This is a genomic window from Flavobacterium erigeronis, assembly GCF_054075165.1.
On the sequence record NZ_JBSKGP010000004.1, the window covers coordinates 50,371 to 67,654 of the forward strand.

Annotated in this window: 18 protein-coding genes; 5 read left to right on the forward strand and 13 right to left on the reverse strand. The window is 33.6% G+C overall.

Going from position 1 to position 17,284, the window contains the following annotated elements:
* Window positions 1–10: 10 nt before the first annotated feature.
* Window positions 11–304 carry a type II toxin-antitoxin system RelE/ParE family toxin gene (locus ACWA1F_RS09080; protein ID WP_456893463.1) on the reverse strand — a complete coding sequence of 98 codons (294 nt, stop codon included), beginning with the start codon at window positions 302–304 and terminating at the stop codon, window positions 11–13.
* Window positions 301–513 carry a hypothetical protein gene (locus ACWA1F_RS09085; protein WP_456893465.1) on the reverse strand — a complete coding sequence of 71 codons (213 nt, stop codon included), beginning with the start codon at window positions 511–513 and terminating at the stop codon, window positions 301–303. The genes ACWA1F_RS09080 and ACWA1F_RS09085 overlap by 4 nt, the downstream gene beginning before the upstream one ends.
* A gap of 85 nt (window positions 514–598) precedes the next feature.
* Between ACWA1F_RS09085 and ACWA1F_RS09090 the strand changes: the two genes are divergently transcribed.
* The 3 genes from ACWA1F_RS09090 (at window position 599) to ACWA1F_RS09100 (ending at window position 2,860) form a co-directional block, all read left to right on the forward strand.
* Window positions 599–1,660: a DUF3810 domain-containing protein gene (locus ACWA1F_RS09090; RefSeq protein ID WP_456893466.1), complete on the forward strand. Its 1,062-nt coding sequence runs from the start codon at window positions 599–601 to the stop codon at window positions 1,658–1,660.
* A gap of 64 nt (window positions 1,661–1,724) precedes the next feature.
* Complete coding sequence (locus tag ACWA1F_RS09095; RefSeq protein ID WP_008462500.1) at window positions 1,725–2,219, forward strand: RNA polymerase sigma factor; 495 nt, start codon at window positions 1,725–1,727, stop codon at window positions 2,217–2,219.
* 8 nt (window positions 2,220–2,227) lie between these two features.
* Entirely contained in the window at window positions 2,228–2,860 is a 633-nt protein-coding gene (locus tag ACWA1F_RS09100) for a hypothetical protein (protein WP_456893469.1), read from the forward strand.
* Window positions 2,861–3,026: 166 nt separating this feature from the next.
* Here the strand turns inward: ACWA1F_RS09100 and ACWA1F_RS09105 are convergent, their stop codons facing one another.
* Both ACWA1F_RS09105 and ACWA1F_RS09110 read right to left on the reverse strand, forming a co-directional pair.
* Window positions 3,027–3,836: a lysophospholipid acyltransferase family protein gene (locus tag ACWA1F_RS09105; protein ID WP_306156643.1), complete on the reverse strand. Its 810-nt coding sequence runs from the start codon at window positions 3,834–3,836 to the stop codon at window positions 3,027–3,029.
* Window positions 3,837–3,967: 131 nt separating this feature from the next.
* The gene (locus ACWA1F_RS09110) at window positions 3,968–4,612 is read right to left on the reverse strand and encodes an NUDIX hydrolase (RefSeq protein ID WP_456893471.1); all 645 of its coding nucleotides are present in this window, start codon (window positions 4,610–4,612) and stop codon (window positions 3,968–3,970) included.
* 94 nt (window positions 4,613–4,706) lie between these two features.
* Between ACWA1F_RS09110 and ACWA1F_RS09115 the strand changes: the two genes are divergently transcribed.
* Window positions 4,707–5,144 carry a DUF4268 domain-containing protein gene (locus ACWA1F_RS09115; RefSeq protein WP_456893473.1) on the forward strand — a complete coding sequence of 146 codons (438 nt, stop codon included), beginning with the start codon at window positions 4,707–4,709 and terminating at the stop codon, window positions 5,142–5,144.
* Between the two features lie 176 nt (window positions 5,145–5,320).
* Here ACWA1F_RS09115 and ACWA1F_RS09120 read toward each other — a convergent pair whose 3' ends face one another.
* The 4 genes from ACWA1F_RS09120 to mnmA are packed head-to-tail and all read right to left on the reverse strand — an operon-like array spanning window position 5,321 to window position 9,540.
* Window positions 5,321–5,731 carry a hypothetical protein gene (locus ACWA1F_RS09120; RefSeq protein WP_456893475.1) on the reverse strand — a complete coding sequence of 137 codons (411 nt, stop codon included), beginning with the start codon at window positions 5,729–5,731 and terminating at the stop codon, window positions 5,321–5,323.
* A 20-nt stretch (window positions 5,732–5,751) separates the two neighbouring features.
* Entirely contained in the window at window positions 5,752–6,696 is a 945-nt protein-coding gene (locus tag ACWA1F_RS09125; protein WP_456893477.1) for an NAD(P)H-dependent flavin oxidoreductase, read from the reverse strand.
* Window positions 6,697–6,702: 6 nt separating this feature from the next.
* Entirely contained in the window at window positions 6,703–8,310 is a 1,608-nt protein-coding gene (locus ACWA1F_RS09130; protein WP_456893479.1) for a S8 family serine peptidase, read from the reverse strand.
* A 42-nt stretch (window positions 8,311–8,352) separates the two neighbouring features.
* Complete coding sequence (gene mnmA / locus ACWA1F_RS09135) at window positions 8,353–9,540, reverse strand: tRNA 2-thiouridine(34) synthase MnmA (protein WP_456893481.1); 1,188 nt, start codon at window positions 9,538–9,540, stop codon at window positions 8,353–8,355.
* Between the two features lie 141 nt (window positions 9,541–9,681).
* Between mnmA and ACWA1F_RS09140 the strand changes: the two genes are divergently transcribed.
* Window positions 9,682–11,559, forward strand: a complete 1,878-nt coding sequence (locus tag ACWA1F_RS09140) for a PEP/pyruvate-binding domain-containing protein (protein WP_456893482.1) — start codon at window positions 9,682–9,684, stop codon at window positions 11,557–11,559.
* Between the two features lie 127 nt (window positions 11,560–11,686).
* On the opposite strand, the gene ACWA1F_RS09145 is transcribed toward ACWA1F_RS09140, so the two are convergent.
* The 5 genes from ACWA1F_RS09145 to ACWA1F_RS09165 all read right to left on the reverse strand — a co-directional run bounded on the left by ACWA1F_RS09145 (window position 11,687) and on the right by ACWA1F_RS09165 (window position 17,237).
* Window positions 11,687–12,244 (reverse strand): DUF4956 domain-containing protein, encoded by a 558-nt coding sequence (locus ACWA1F_RS09145; protein ID WP_456893484.1) that lies wholly within the window; start codon window positions 12,242–12,244, stop codon window positions 11,687–11,689.
* 114 nt (window positions 12,245–12,358) lie between these two features.
* Window positions 12,359–13,081 (reverse strand): toxin-antitoxin system YwqK family antitoxin, encoded by a 723-nt coding sequence (locus ACWA1F_RS09150; RefSeq protein ID WP_456893486.1) that lies wholly within the window; start codon window positions 13,079–13,081, stop codon window positions 12,359–12,361.
* Window positions 13,082–13,177: 96 nt separating this feature from the next.
* A complete protein-coding gene (gene yidC, locus ACWA1F_RS09155) occupies window positions 13,178–15,094 on the reverse strand; it encodes a membrane protein insertase YidC (RefSeq protein WP_456893488.1) in 1,917 nt (638 codons plus the stop codon).
* A gap of 74 nt (window positions 15,095–15,168) precedes the next feature.
* Window positions 15,169–16,782 (reverse strand): CTP synthase, encoded by a 1,614-nt coding sequence (locus tag ACWA1F_RS09160; RefSeq protein WP_456893490.1) that lies wholly within the window; start codon window positions 16,780–16,782, stop codon window positions 15,169–15,171.
* Window positions 16,783–17,006: 224 nt separating this feature from the next.
* Complete coding sequence (locus ACWA1F_RS09165) at window positions 17,007–17,237, reverse strand: DUF3820 family protein (RefSeq protein WP_306156665.1); 231 nt, start codon at window positions 17,235–17,237, stop codon at window positions 17,007–17,009.
* Window positions 17,238–17,284 lie beyond the last annotated feature (47 nt).

Sequence of the window (17,284 nt, forward strand, 5' to 3'; positions counted from 1 at the left end):
TTTGTTTGAATTATTTTGGATATTTTGATGGACTCATGGATGTATTAAAAACTGATAAAATATTTACCGTTTTTAATTCTTCATCAATAAAGTAAAAAATTATAAACGGGAATTTTTTAATAGGCAAACCATGATAATCTTTATATCGTATTTGAAAATAAGGGTTTTTAGTTAGCAATTCAATATGCTCATTAACCACTTGAAAGAAATGATCTCCTAAATCTTTTTGTTTAGATTCATAATAATCAATTGCATCCTGAATATCAAGAATTGCTCTTGGTTCAATTACAACTTCAAAAATCATTTCTTAGATTTAAAAACCAATTGTTTTTTTGCTTCTGTCCAAGGAATAAAATCTTCTTTTTTCGAACTAGATCTACGATGATCTAATAAATTTTTCATTTCTTCAGACACAGCAAAATCATTAATTACAGTTTCGTAATTAAATTTCTCAATCAATTTCATAAAGAAAGTCAATTCTTCATCTGGAATATTTAACGTGATTTGTGTCATTTTTTCCTTATTTATAGTACAACAAATTTATAAAAAATAAAACAAAGTACGATTTAATTATTATTTTTATAAAAAAGTAAACCGAGTGAAAAAAAAATATATTCTCCCACTATTTCTTCTTGTCCAAATCATTTTTTACAAAATCCTTCCCTACTTTCCCGATTTTGTTGAAGGCTTTTACAGCAAGAATTTATTCATTAGAATTTCTCATTTTTCAAGAACGCTTTTAGGTAAAATTCCTTTTTCTGTCGGCGACATCATTTATGGCCTTTTACTTATTTCTATTATTAGCTGGTTTTGGAAAATTAGAAAAACCTGGAGAACAGATTGGAAAGATCATCTTTTAACCATCTTAGGTAAAATCTCAGTTTTTTACTTTTTCTTCCATTTGCTTTGGGCTTTCAATTATTATCGCGAACCTCTTTTTCAAAAAATGGAAATCAAAAAAGAGTATACAGATGCTGATCTTTTGGCTTTTACAAAAAGATTGATTGCAAAAACAAATGAAGTTCAGTTTCAAATCACAAAAAACGATAGTGCTAAAGTTGTTTTTCCGTATTCTCAAAAAGAAGCTTTTCTGATGAATTTAAATGGATATCAAAATCTCGCGAAACAATATCCATTTTTTGAATATAAAATTTTAAGTGTAAAAAAATCGTTTTTTAGCCTTCCTTTATCCTACATGGGATTTGGGGGTTATTTAAATCCATTTACCAATGAAGCTCAGGTAAACGACTTATTGCCAAAATACAATTTCCCTGTTACCACCTGTCACGAAATGGCACACCAAATAGGTTTTGCAAGCGAAAGCGAGTGTAATTTTATAGGAGTTATGGCAACGACAAATAACAAAAACTTATATTTTAAATATTCTGGTTATACCCTTACACTTGGTTATTGCTTAAGTATCTGGCGCCAAAAAAACGAGGCTATTTATAAGCAATTAATAAAATCTGTTCATAAAGGCATTTTAAATAATTATCAAGAAGATGTTGATTTCGGAAAAAAATATAAAAGTCCTGCTGAACCGTTTTTTAAGTTTTTGTATGATAATTTCCTAAAAACCAACAATCAAAAAGACGGAATGGAAAGTTACAGTAAGTTTATTGATCTGATGATTAATTATTATCGAGATAAAGATTTATAATTTTTTACAATAAAAAAAGTTTTCCAACTGTAACAAAAATGATTTCACAACTACTAATCCTTATATGAGCGAAAATCTAGAACAGTCATTTGTTGCGCAGCTGCAGGCAAATCAGAATATAATCCACAAGATTTGTAGATTATATACTGCTGGGGAAGATGCTCATAAAGATCTGTTTCAAGAGATTACCATTCAGCTTTGGAAGGCTTATCCAAAATTTAGAGGCGACAGTAAATTTTCGACTTGGACATATCGTGTTGCCTTAAACACAGCAATTACCTTATACCGAAAAACCAAAAGAACTATTTCGACCGTAGATTATGAAAATCATCAGCATTTTGTAAAAGATGTTGACTACAATTATGAAGAAGAAGAACAGATTAAACTGATGTATAAAGCAGTTTATCAATTGAATGACATTGAAAAAGCATTAGTTTTTATGTATTTAGAAGACAAAGATTATCAAGAAATAGCTGAAACCCTAGGGATCAGCGAAGTGAATGCGCGCGTGAAAATGAACAGAATTAAGGGGAAACTTAAAAAAATACTAAATCCTTAAAAATTATTATGAAAGAACTGGATTTACTAAAAAAAGACTGGCAAAAGAGCGCTGCTTCTTTTCAACAAATTTCTGAAACGGAGATTTACAAAATGATTCACAAAAAATCATCTTCTATTGTAAAATGGATTTTGATTATCAGCATTTTGGAAATTTCTTTCTGGACATTTTCGAATTTATTCATCAATACAGACGATGTATTGCATAAAATGAATCATCCTGAAATTGTAACTGCTTTAGAGTTTCTAACGTATTTCAATTATATAGTAGTATTGATTTTTGTTTACATCTTTTATAAAAATTACAAAACAATTTCGACCACAATAGCCACAAAATCGCTGATGAGCGCTATTTTAAAGACTCGTAAAACGGTTCAATATTATGTTTGGTATAACTTAGGCATGATTGTAATTACAGCAATTTTAAGCTTTTTTATCGCTTTTGTATACAATCCGGATATGGAGTTTCTTAGAAACAAACTGGCCATGAACGGAAAAGCCATGTTTGTTACAATCGGTATTTTGTTTCTTGTAATCTTAGGCTTCTTCGGATTGTTCTGGTGTTTTTACAGAGTTATCTACGGAACGCTTTTACGCAGATTATACGCGAATTATAAAGAGTTGAAGAAGATTGATTTCTAATCTAAGCTTCTAAGGTGCTAAGATACTGAGCTACTAAGTTTTTTTAGTAACAAAGAGACAGAGTTGCAAAGGGGCAGAGTTTTTTTTAAACTTGAAACCTGAAACTTGAAACATTTCACGCAGCCGGCCAGAAAACAAAACAATCTAAAATCAGAAATCTAAAATTTTAATACTCCCATTGTCTCAATCTGTTGAGTTCTTCCTGCGCTTTTATTTCTTCAGCTGGAATAACTTTTAAGAATGAAGGGTGCTGTTCGATTGCATATTCTACTTTTTCTACGATTTGCTCGATGGTATCGTTTTCATAATCAATATCAAGAGGTTCTTTGATGATGAAAGATTGCAGAATTCCTTTTTTCTTTAGTCGAAGTCCTTTTTTGTCAAACGAGCGGCGGAAACCATCAATTACAATCGGAATAACGATTGGTTTGTGTTGTTTAATGATATGTGCAGTTCCTTTACGAACTGGTTTAAACGATTTTGTAGTTCCTTGCGGAAAAGTAATAACCCAACCATCTTCTAGTGCAATTCTGATATTCTCGGTATCATTTGGGTTCACATCTCGTTTTTCGGTAACATCGACACCTTTAGCGCGCCAAGTTCGCTCTACTGTAATAGCACCAACATAAGCTAAAATTCTTGGCAATAATCCCGCTTGCATCGTTTCTTTGGCCGCAACATAATAAATGTTCATTTTTGGTTGCCATAAATAACCAATATTCTTAATGGTATCCTGACGTCCTGATAAACTGGCATTAAAGACGTGAAACATAGCTACAACGTCTGCAAAATAAGTCTGGTGATTGGAAATAAACAAAACATTAGTGTCTGGAAGCGTTTTAATAATTTCAGATCCTTCAATCTGCAATTCATTAAAACCTCTATATCTCTTATGAGTCATCGCACCAAGAACTCGGATTAACCATTTCTTGATGAATAATATATGCCCAAAAGGATTTCGCTTAAACAATCCCATAACTAATTTGTCTTATTTTTTGTGAGTTCGCAAACATACAAAAATTATTCTTTTAGCAACACTTTTACACAATTTCTACGATTTGCAGTTATCCAGATGAATATCAAATCGTTAACTAAACTTTACTAAATTTATTTCGCGATTGCAGCTTTCAGCACATCTCGCAATTCACTTAAAATCATTGCTGTGGCTCCCCAAACCACATGATTTTGAATATTAAAGGCAGGAACCAAAATATTTGCTCCATAAGAAGTTGATAATCTGGCATCGATAATGATATCATCATTTAAAAAAACAGAAATAGGCAGTTCTATAATTCCGGCTACTTCTCGCACATCGGGATAAAAAGAAAGTTCTTCTTTGGCAATTCCCAAAAACGGATGCACCAAAAAATTGCTTGGCGGAATATACATAGGCGAAAAATGCTTAATTATCTCTATTTTATCTCTTGTAATTCCGACTTCTTCATGTGTTTCTCTAAGTGCTGTGGTTTCAAAATTTAAATCTTCCTTTTCATACTTTCCTCCTGGAAATGCGATTTGAGCCGAATGGACTCCATCATAAGCATTTCTAACGATCAAAACCAGATGTGCTTTTTCCTGTTTTGGATAAAACAGCATCATTACTCCCGCCATTCTAGCGTTTAGTCCTTCAATATCAAGATTTTTTAATCCCTCTATACGCTCTTTGGGAGCCATTTTTAAGTGTGATGTCACTGCTGGTAATTCGATTGGAATTATATTGGGAACATATTTTAAAAAGTCTTGAAAATTCATAATCAAAGCTTATTTTTGTATTTTCAAATAAAACATAAATATACTCCAGAAAACGCAGTACCGCAAGTTTTCTAATCTTAAAGCCTAAAAAAAAATGTACAGCAGAGAAGAATCACAACGAATAAAAAGAGAATTTTGGGTAGCATTTGCCGAAAAATACCCTCGTAAATGGGTGCTTTATGATACCAAAATCAAAGATTTCTCTTTTAAATTTTATGTTGACAATAAAAAGGCACAGGTTTTAATTGACATTGAACACCGAAGCGATGAGAAACGTATTGCCTACTTCGAAAAATTGGAAGCTTTAAAAAATATTCTAGAAGAAGAGTTTATTAAAGATCTAGTTTTTGAAAAAAATTATACTCTTGAAAGTGGCAAAACCATCAGCCGAATTTGGGTGGAAAAACTAGGCGTTGGTTTTAGCAATAAAAATACTTGGGACACTATTTTCGATTTTTTCAACGAAAATATGCACGCGCTGGAAATGTTCTATTTAGAGTATGATGAGTTTATTAAGGATGTGGAGAATTAAAGGCTCTGAGGTACTAAGGTTCTAAGAAACTAAGGCTCAAAGGCTTTAAGGTTCTCAGTTTATATAGCAAACCCGACAGGTTTTAAAAACTTGTCGGGTTTAATATTTAAATATGTTTATGATTGAAAACTTAGAAGCTCAGAACCTTAGAAGCTTAGCACCTCAGAACCTTTACATCAAACATTAAAAATATTATACACAATTATATGATCGTCATAATTGATATAAAGCTGTTTGCGGTAGTCTTGTTTTTTTCGGGTGATGATTGACAGTTTGCACTCTTTTCCGTCGTTGTCTTTACACAAAAAAGAATAGGTTATATCGGTATCATTTTCTTCCCTTTCGATGTAATCTAAAATACTGAAAAGCTGGATTTCTTGAGAATAAACTACAATTCTATGTTTATTGGTATCTAAAACGACTGAAAGATTTACCAAATCGAGATTCGACCACTCGCCCCATTTTCCTCTTTCGTTTTTTTCTAGAACGCTAAAGCCAGAAGTCTTAAAATGATAGGACTGACTTTGAACTTGTTGAAGACCAAATCCTAAAAAAAGTAATAGTATATAAGTGCGTATAGAATTCATAAATTATTTCTTGCCGTCAATTAAAACTCAAATGTAGTCTTTTCTTTGGATGCGACTTCAAATTCGGCTATCATTTGTTGAACAATTTCTTCAACTGGTAAAATGTCATGAATCAGTCCTGCCACTTGGCCGATCTCTAATTCGCCTTCCTCCAAATCACCTTCAAACATTCCTTTTTTGGCTCTCGCACGCCCTAAAAGCTGTACTAATTCTTCTTTAGAAGGACATTTTTGATACAAGTCTTGAACATCTTGATAAAATTTGTTTTTTACCAATCTCACTGGAGCCAATTCTTTCAATGTCAATTGAGTACCGCCTTCTTTAGTATTAACTATCGTATCTTTAAAATTATTGTGTGCAGAAGATTCTACAGATGCGGCAAAACGGCTTCCAACCTGAACACCATCTGCTCCTAAAATCATTGCAGCCAACATTCCTCTTCCTGTGGCAATTCCACCCGCAGCGATTAAAGGAATTTGTATTTTTTCTTTAACCATCGGAATTAGCGTCAAAGTAGTCGTTTCTTCACGCCCGTTGTGTCCGCCCGCTTCAAAACCTTCAGCTACAACAGCATCTACTCCAGCGTCTTGCGCTTTTAAGGCAAAAACACTACTGCTTACCACATGAACTACTGTAATTCCTTTTTCTTTCAAAAAAGACGTCCACGTTTTCGGATTTCCTGCAGAAGTAAAAACAATTTTTACTCCTTCCTCAACCACAATATTCATGATTTCTTCAATGTTTGGATATAACATCGGAATATTGACACCGAAAGGTTTGTCGGTTGCTTTTTTGCATTTCTGAATGTGTTCTCTTAAAACTTCTGGATACATAGAACCTGCACCAATGAGTCCTAAACCTCCAGCATTACTTACTGCAGAAGCCAATTTGTAACCGCTATTCCAGATCATTCCGCCTTGAATGATTGGGTATTTTATATTAAAAAGCTGCGTGATTTTATTCATTAAAATTTATTGCTTGATTATCTTTCCTGTTTTATGCAGAGTACCAGCATCAAAACTATAAACATAAAGTCCGCTTTGAAGGGATTGCAAAGAAAGAACTGGATTTGAATTATTGATTTTTTCTTCGATTAATTTTTGTCCTAATATCGAATAAATAGTCACCGATGCCGTGTTGTTTTCATTCAAAAAAGAAAACGAAACTTCATTTTTAGCTGGATTCGGATATACTGCAAACGAAGCTTCAGCTATAAAACTGTCCACACTTAATGTAGCTCCAAAATTCGGAATTCCGTATCCATAATTATTATCTGGATTAGCATACCTGTCGGCAGAAGCCAAAATCATCTGTCTGATTTCTTTGTTTGTTTTGGACGGAAAAGCCTGCCATAACGAAGCTGCCATTCCTGCCATAATCGGACATGAAAATGAAGTTCCGCTCGCTGTTCCAATAGTTCCGTTTGCATTCGCCACTACAGCAGAAACGCCTTGCGCCATTACATCGGGTTTTATTCTTCCGTCATAACTTGGACCGATAGAACTAGAACTCGATCTTGTTTTTGTAGCATTTACAGAACCAATTGCCAATACCGAAACAGCATCGGCTGGAGAACCAATATGATTTTCTGGTTGAGTTCCTTCATTTCCGGCAGAAGCCAAAACCAATATTCCTTTATGGAACGCTATCTCTGCACCGCGGGAAATAAAAGTAGTCGTCCCGTTCATCTCGCTGTAAACATGATTGTATCTTGGTTCCGTTCGATCAAGAAAATATCCTAAAGAAGTTGTAATAATATCCACGCCCAAAGCATCTGCTTTTTCAGCAGCTTCTACCCAAAACGATTCTTCTACAGGATTTTCGGTCGCGACAATTTCGGTAATAAATAGGTAATAAGAAGCATTTGGAGCTGTTCCTACAAGAGCATTTTCTTTGTAACCTCCCATTGTAGAAAGCACTTTTGTACCATGATCGCCTCCTGCATAAAAATTAGTGCTTCGGGTTGTATAATCGTAACCTCCAAGAATTTTATTATTATTTCTAAGATTCTCAAATGGCTGAGCTGTATCAACTCCTGGAAAACCGGCGTCTAAAACAGCGATCGTTTTTCCTGCTCCTGTATAATTCTGCTGATGCAAAACCTGACCGTTTAGCATTTGGATTTGATTGGCCGAATTGCCATAAGAATAATCAACAGCCGTTTCCAGCTTATCAGCAACTTGACTTGGTTTTGCCGTAGAAGCGGTTTTTGAGCTAGAATTTAAAGTTCTGTCTGCAAACTCTACTTTTGTCACAAAAGTCAATCCTTTTAAAGCATTGATATTGGCTTGACTTCCACGAATATGAAGTGCATTCAGCCATTTAGATTGCGCCATTACTGTGATTCCTGTACTCGCTTTAATCTGATTTACAAAAGAAGTTTCCAAAGGAGCATCGGTAACATCCAATGCAATATTCTGATTGGTTCTTCGATCTAAAGCTTTTTGAGAAAGTTCTGTTAACGGATTATCATAAAAAGCTTGTGCATTGGGTTTTCCATTAAAATAAACCCATGCATCTTCTTGTGCAAATACCGCAAACGAAAGAAGTAATAAAAGAAAAGTAAAGTTATATTTCATCAGTTTACACTTTATAGGATTACTCCCAATTAAAGTATAAAGCTAAGAAATTACTCCCGAACCAACTAATTCATTTTCTAAATACCAAGCAACAAATTGTCCTTCTGTAATAGCAGACTGAGGTTCTTCAAACTCTACATACATTCCGTCTTCAAACTGATATAAAACGGCTTTTTGCAAAGGCTGACGGTAACGAATTCTCGCCATCACTTCCATTTTCTCACCTGCTTTTAGCGTCATATCTTCTCTAATCCAGTGTACTTCAGATTTCCCTACAAAAAGGGCTTTTTTAAACAAACCAGGATGCTGGCTCGATAAACCTGTATAAATAGTATTCGTTTCTACGTCTGTAGCGATTACAAATAACGGATCTGTTGTTCCGCCTACATTTAGACCTTTTCTTTGTCCAACGGTAAAATAATGAGCGCCTTGGTGTTTTCCAACCACTTTTCCCATTGTTGGCAGATATTCTAACTTTTTAGATTCTAATTTTAATTGTTCTTCTAAAGAAAGTCCTTCTGATTTTTCAGCATTATAAATCGGATCGTTTTTATCCATCTGAACAATTTTACCTTCTTTAGGTTGTAATTTTTGTTGTAAAAATTCTGGAAGACGCACTTTTCCAATAAAGCACAAACCTTGAGAATCTTTCTTTTCAGCTGTAACCAATTCCATTTCAGCCGCGATTTCACGAACTTCAGGTTTTGTTAAAGCACCAATTGGGAACAAAGCTTTAGACAACTGCTCTTGCGACAATTGGCATAAAAAATAAGATTGATCTTTATTGTTGTCAACTCCAGCAACTAATTGATAAACTGGTTTTCCGTCAACTTCAATTTCGCTTTTTTGGCAGTAATGTCCGGTTGCTACATAATCTGCACCAAGACTCAAAGCGATTTTCATAAACACATCAAATTTGATTTCGCGATTACAAAGCACGTCAGGGTTTGGAGTTCTTCCTTTTTCGTATTCGTTAAACATGTAGTCCACGATTTTTTCTTTGTATTCTTCGCTCAAATCAACAGTTTGAAACGGTATACCCAGTTTTTCAGCAACAAGCAAAGCATCGTTACTGTCTTCAAGCCACGGACATTCATTAGAAATAGTAACCGAATCATCATGCCAATTTTTCATAAAAAGGCCAATAACTTCGTATCCTTGCTGTTGCAATAAATAAGCTGCAACACTAGAATCTACTCCACCTGAAAGTCCAACAACTACTCGTTTCATTTTAAAATGTTTAATTTTTAAGGTTGCAAAGGTACGCCAAATAGTAGAAAATCTTGCAATGGTTTGCATTACTTTAAGTAATCCCGCAGTAGATAAAACTTATTGCTTTTTTAAGTACTTTTAATCATACATTTTGATAGCATGAAAAAACATATTTATAGCTTGATTTTCCTTTTTGTCCTTACGACTCTTAGCGCACAGCGTTTTAGCGCTTCTCTAGCAAATTATGAAGCTTACAAAGCGTTTAGAGGAAAACCTTTGTCTGATAAATTTTCGAATATCGAATCGGTAAAAGTGATTTACGATCTTCGAAAACAGAAAATGTATTATTTCAACAGCAGTCTTATTCCGCTTCATTATGATTTTGTAGTCAATTATTTAGGCTACAGCCAAGATCTTGAAGTATTCAACAATGAAAATTACAGCGACACCGAAAAAAATAGAGATTTCCTTCTGGGAAATTTAAATCACATTAAAGGAACAGACAAATGGATTTTTGAACTCGCTGCATCCGATCACATGCCGATTTCATTAATTGAGCGTTTTTTTAATATGGTCAAAAAATCAACGTTTATTGGCGAAAAACTGAAATTTTATCTGAATAATCCCGAGATGATGAATTGGTTTCAGCGAGAGAAATTTAAAATTCCGTGTGTGAAATCTGATTATATTTTTGGCGAATTAAAATATCAGGAAGTCGTACGCGGCAGCAATATCGGAATTCTAAAAAAATACAAAATCAAAGAATTAGAAAGCATAAAACCAGATGCTGATGAAATTATTATTTTGGACGGAACACCAGATATTCTTCCAAACGTAAGAGGAATTATTGTGAATGAGCTTCAGACTCCTTTAAGTCATTTGGTTCTTTTAGGAAAAAACAGAAAGATTCCGATTATGGCTTATACCGATATTGAAAAAGACAACAATATTAAAAAACTACTTTCTAAAAAAGTAGAATTAAAAATCGAAGTCGATACTTTTTTCATCAAAGAAACCACTAAAAAAATTCCAGTAAAATCTATCGGTAAAAAGAAAAAACTAACGATTGACAGTTCGGTAACCGAATTAGTCTCTTTAGCAACAATTCCCAAAAAAGGAGTAAATTACATTGGTTCGAAGGCGCAAAACATGGCGTATCTGATTGCGATTTCAAAAGAGATTCCGTTTCGAACTCCAGAAAATGCACATGCGATTCCATTTTATTATTATACGAAACATATTCAAAAAGCTTCAATTTCACCTTTGATAGCAGAACTGTTGGCAAATCCGCATAAAGATTCAACGGTTTGGATTAATAAGCAATTAAAGAAAATTAGAGACGCAATAAAAAAAGAAAATGTCGATCCTACTTTAATAGCCAAACTCAACGAAACTTTCAAAAATGCCAAATTCAAAAATTTCAGATTTCGTTCTTCCACCAATGCCGAAGATTTGGACGATTTTAATGGCGCTGGATTGTACGATTCTAAAACTGGAATTTTAGGCGACAGCATCAAGACTTTTGAAAAGGCAATTAAACAGGTTTGGGCAAGCGTTTGGAATGAAGCTTCGTACAACGAAAGGGAACTTTTCGGAATTGACCAGCAAAATATTGCAATGGGAGTTTTGGTTCATCGCTCTTTTCCTGATGAATTGGCTAATGGCGTAATCATCACTAAAAATATATTTAGAGCGAATTTCCCAGGCATTACAGTCAATGTTCAAAAAGGAGAAAACTCGGTTGTAAAACCCGAAAAAGGTGAAATCTGCGAGCAGTTTGTCGCCTATCATTTTAATGATGGAAAAGACGAAACCGATTTTGATATCGATTATACTTCTAACTCAAATCTGAACGATAATGAACCTTTATTGAGTCGAAAAGAAATGAGTAATCTGTATGATGTCAGCAAGAAAATTGAAAGTAAAATGTATCGCTATTGGCGTAAAAACCAATTTCATCCTGTAGATATTGAGTTTAAGATTGTGGGCGAAAAAAGAGATTTATACATCAAACAGGTTCGGCCATTTAACGAATAAGCTGTTTGATTAATTTGTCCTTGTTTAAAAGCAATTGTCATCCTGAGCGAAGTCGAAGGCTCGGTTTACGTAAAAAAGGCTTCGACTTCGCTCAGCCAGACAAAACCAAAACTTAATAATAAGGAAGTTAATAGAAAACCAATACGTCAATTTCATTGCTTGCCGCGTTGATTAAAACAATTCTAAAATCAAAATCTTGAATTTTAATTTTCTCTTGAATAGATTTCCGAATGACTTCTGAATTTAAAGAAAAGTTTTCGTCAAGCGGAATTTTGACATCGACAGAATTCAGGTATTTTGAAGCTTTTTTATTCACTATAATTGAAGCGGCAATATAGAATCCTATAATGCTTATTTGAAAGAATAACAGCAATTCCATCTTTTCAAAAGGATACATAATATCTAAAATAGACAATGTAATAGTTGCAAAAAGAAAGATTATGGCATTTACCGTGAAAGATTGTGTTCTAAATCGGAGGATTGAAAAGATGGCAAAAAGACCAAAACCAATGCCTACTCCGATTTCTATTTTGGTAAAAAGATAACAAAGCGAAAAAGTACAAAGTCCAACAATAACCATCAACGGATTTATGGTTGCGTTATCTTTTCTATTGGAGAAAAAATACAAAACTAAAATCGAGAAAAACAACAGTAAAAATCGTCCTAAAAGCTCGCTTAAATCCATTTAGTTAGTGTGTTAGTGAAATCAAATTTAAAAAATAGTTTGCCACGAATTTCACTCAGCTGCACTAATTTTTATTTGGGCATAAAAAAGGCCGTCTTTACAGACAGCCTTCGATTATTTTTTCTTTTCTCCTTTTTCAGACGCTTTGTTTGCGTTTTTAGGATCGCTCATATTAAGTTCCTTTACCAATTTTCCTTTAGCATAAAACTGCCACATTCCAGCTTTTTTACCATTTACAAATTTGCCTTTAGAAGCAACTGATTTATCTGAATCATAGAAAACCGCATCTCCATTATATTGATCATTTTTAAAGTATGATTCTTCCAATAGCGTTCCGTCCTGCCCGATTTTTTTATATGGCCCTTCTTTTAAACCATTTTTATAGGTCATCTCTTCAGCAATTTGAGCATTTGGATAATAAATAGTTCTCTTGCCTTCTAATTTCCCGTTTTTATAGTTCTCAACTGTCATAAGAACTTTAGACGCTTTATGGTAATATTTCCATTCACCTTCACGAGCTTTTCCGATCTCTTTTCCTTCACTTACTTTATTTTTATTCTGATCATAAAAAATAGTGTACGAACTTCCATCATTGGCGCTAAAATCTCTTGTAGCCAGAACATCTCCTTTTTTCGTATCATCAAAAAATTTAAAAACACCTGTTTCTTTTCCGTGGTCAAAAGTTCCTTCATAGCGCGGACGTTTAGATTCAACATAAGTGCCCTTCCAAAGTCCGTCTTTTTTTCCTGCTGCGTCAACTTTATTAATGTCTGTTTGCGCATTTGAAACTAATGCCGTTAGGAATACTAATCCAAATATGATTTTTTTTGAGATCATGTGTAAATTCTATTTTTTAAGCTTAACGAAAATCTTAATTATAAAGTATAATGGTATAAAAAAATCCCGATAAATCGAGATTTTTTTATTTAGAAATTATTTCTTTTTCTTATTCTGAGCTTTTGCTGCTTCTTGCTGTTCCATCACTTCTTGAAGACGCTGCTGAAACTTACTTGGCTTTTTAGGCTCTTTCAATTTGTTTTCTTGAATCTGAGCGTGAATTTTCTCGCTGTCAACAATATAATTCTTGATTACAAACATAATTCCGATTGTAATTAAGTTCGAAATAAAGTTGTACAAACTCAATCCAGCACCGTAGCTATTGAAGAAAATTAACATCATTAATGGCGAAACATAAATCATGATTTTCATCATTTTTGCCATATCTGGCATACCTTCTTGCTGAGGAGCAGCCATTTGTTGGTCTCCAGAAGTCATTTTCATGTAGAAGAAAATTGCGATTGCTGCCAAAATTGGAAACAAACTAATATGATCTCCGTACATTGGAATGTTAAATGGCAATTTTATAACTGAGTCAAAAGAAGATAAATCGTCTGCCCAAAGGAAACTTTTTTGTCTCAATTCAAAAGCTGCAGGGAAAAACTGGAACGATGCATACATAAAAGGAAGCTGAATCAATGCCGGGATACATCCTGCCATTGGGTTTACGCCCGCTTTGTTGTACAATTTCATTGTTTCCTGTTGTTTCTTCATTGGGTCTTTTTTGAATTTCTCTCCCAACTCTGCAATATCAGGTCTTAAAACTTTCATTTTTGCCTGAGACAAAAACGACTTATACGTAATTGGCGACATGGCCAATTTGATAATAATCGTAAAAATGATAATTGCAATTCCTAAAGAAAGTCCCATTGTGGTACTTAAGAATCCAAATAACGGAACGAAAATGAATTTATTAATCCATCCGAAAATTCCCCAACCTAATGGAATAATTTTATCGAAATTTTTATCGTAAGCTTTTAAAGTTTTGTAATCTACAGGACCCATGTACAAATTCATTTTGTAATCGATCTCGCCATTTGTAAACGCTAAAGGCAAATTCGCTCTAAACTGTTTTGTGAAAACAGTATCAATTTTTTCATCTTTAACTAAATCGTCAGATTGTAATTTTGATGTTTCAAATGGTTTTTCAGTAGATAAAATTGTAGCAAAGAAGTGCTGTTTAAAAGCTACATAGCTAACTTTTGTAGGTGTTTCTTCTTTACCTTGACCGTGTGAACTTACATTATTGTATTTTGATTCTTCGTATTTGAAATCAACCTGAGCAAAACGGTTTTCATAAGAAACACTTTTTTCGTTTCTGTATGTTTTTAAATCCCATTGTAAATCAACTGGTTTAGCAGAGTTTAAAACTCTGTTCAAGCCTTGTGAACGAATATCAAAACCAACCAAATAATCGTTTGGTTTTAAAATATATTTATATTCTAAAAATTCATTTGCTCCAGCTTTCAAACGCATAGACAAAACTTGGTCTGCACCAATTTTTTCTAATGTTGGCTCAAAATACAAATCTTTAGAATTTAATGTTCTATTGTCTGTAGTAAGAAGCTGTAAATTTAAATTTGAGTTGTTGTTTTTAATCAACTCAACTAATTGTCCAGAACCTTTTTTAAATCTTTCGAATTCTTTTAGAGTTGCTTCAACAATATAACCACCTTTATTAGCGATTTTCAATCTTAACTTTTCATTTTCGATTGTAGTAAAAGCTTCTTTTGCAGAAGGAAGTGTTGCAGAATAAGCAAATCCTCCTAAAGTTTTTTGCAATTGAGCCAATTGAACTGTATCTCCAGGAGTTACAGCCGCAGCTGGTAATGTCGCAGTTTTAGCTTTATCTGCTTTTGCTTGTGCTTCTTGTTTAGCAACTAATTCTTTCTTGGCTTTTTCAGCAGCAATTTCCTTTTCAGAAGGCTGATTTTGATACATAATCCAAATCAAAATTCCGAATATCAATACAAAACCGATGATCGAATTAAAGTCTAATTTTTTTTCTTCCATTATTATTTAAAAAAGTTATCCGTTGAATTAGTAATGAGTTGAACTCAAAAGTTACATTTTCTTCGAATTAATTATTATTTTTTATGCGCATTAACTGCAGCAGCCACAAAGTTTACAAAAATCGGGTGCGGGTTAGCAACTGTACTTTTGTATTCTGGGTGGTATTGTACACCAATGAAGAATGGGTGGTTTTCAAGTTCTACGATTTCTACTAATCCTGTATCTGGATTAACTCCAGAAGCTTTTAAACCAGCTTTTTGCAATTCATCAGCATATTTATTGTTGTACTCGTAACGGTGGCGGTGACGCTCCGAAATAGTTTTTTCTCCGTAAATTTTGTACGCTAAAGTATTTGGTTTAATATCACATTTCCAAGCACCAAGACGCATTGTTCCTCCTTTATCGGTTACATTTTTCTGCTCTTCCATTAAATTCACAACTGGATGAGGCGTTTTATCGTTCATCTCAGTAGAATTCGCATCAGCGTAACCTAAAATATTTCTTGAATATTCAATAACAGACATCTGCATTCCTAAACAAATTCCGAAGAATGGAATATTGTTTTCACGAACATAACGAACTGCTTCGATTTTTCCTTCAATACCTCTTTCACCAAAACCTGGAGCAACTAAAACCCCATCAAGTGTTCCTAATTTCTCTTCCACATTGTCTGCATTAATATGCTCTGAGTGAATAGAAATTACGTTTACTTTAGTTTCATTTGCTGCACCTGCATGAATGAACGCCTCTAAAATAGATTTGTAACAATCTTGCATTTCTACATATTTACCAACTAAACCAATATTTACAGTTTGTTTTGGACTTTTTAATCTTTTTAAGAAAGTATTCCAGTTTTTAAGATCTGGAGATGCTTTTTTAGGTAAATCTAATTTCTTTAAAGCCACAACATCTAATCCTTCTTCAAGCATTAAATTTGGAACTTCATATATAGTAGAAGCATCAATTGATTGAATAACTGCTTCTTTTTTCACATTACAGAATAAAGCTAATTTCTGGCGTAATTCCTGAGACAATTCGTGCTCCGTTCTACAAACCAAAATATCGGCTTTAATACCGCTCTCCATTAAAGTTTTAACAGAGTGCTGTGTTGGCTTTGTTTTTAACTCACCTGCAGCAGCCAAATATGGAACCAATGTTAAATGAATAACAATTCCGTTATTTTCACCTAACTCCCAAACCAACTGACGAACAGATTCTATATAAGGTAGAGATTCGATATCGCCAACTGTACCACCAATTTCAGTAATTACAATATCATAATCGCCAGATTTCCCTAGCAATTGCATTCTGTCTTTGATTTCGTTTGTGATATGAGGAACAACCTGAACCGTTTTTCCTAAAAATTCTCCTCTTCTTTCTTTTTCAATAACCGAAAGATAAACTCTTCCTGTAGTAACGTTATTAGCCTGAGAAGTAGGAACGTTCAAGAATCGCTCGTAGTGTCCTAAGTCTAAGTCAGTTTCAGCACCATCGTCTGTCACGTAACATTCTCCGTGTTCGTACGGGTTTAGTGTCCCCGGATCTACGTTAATATACGGATCAAATTTCTGAATAGTTGTGCGGTATCCTCTTCCTTGTAACAATTTTGCCAAAGATGCCGCGATAATCCCTTTTCCTAATGAAGAGGTCACACCTCCTGTAACAAAAATATATTTTGTTTGATTCATTCTGTTGTTTGTTTGTAAGTAGTTGTGTAAAAAACTTGGCAAAAGTACAAATTTAATTAGACATTTTGCTAATTAGAAAATCAGAAAATGTGTCAATTAAAAAATTTAAGAAATAGACAAGTGTTAATTGCAAAACATGAATTAAATTCATCTTAAATAGACATTTTACATTTATCTCTCTAAAGATTATCTAATTTTCTCATTATCTCATTATCTAATTTATTTTAAGGCTTGGGATACTGTTTCTTTATATTTCGAATCAACTCTTCCAACCCATTCAATTTCAATTCGTAAATCAGCTGAAGTTGTTGTCCTAATTCTCCTTTTGGAAATCCTTTAGTATGATACCAAACCACGTAATATTCTGGAAGATCAATCAAATATCGTCCTTCATATTTACCGAAAGGCATTTTGGTGTGTGCTAATTTTATGAGTTGTTTTTTGTCTTGTTCCATTTTTTTTAAAGAAAAAAGAAGCAAAAAAAAGAATGTACAATTCCCTT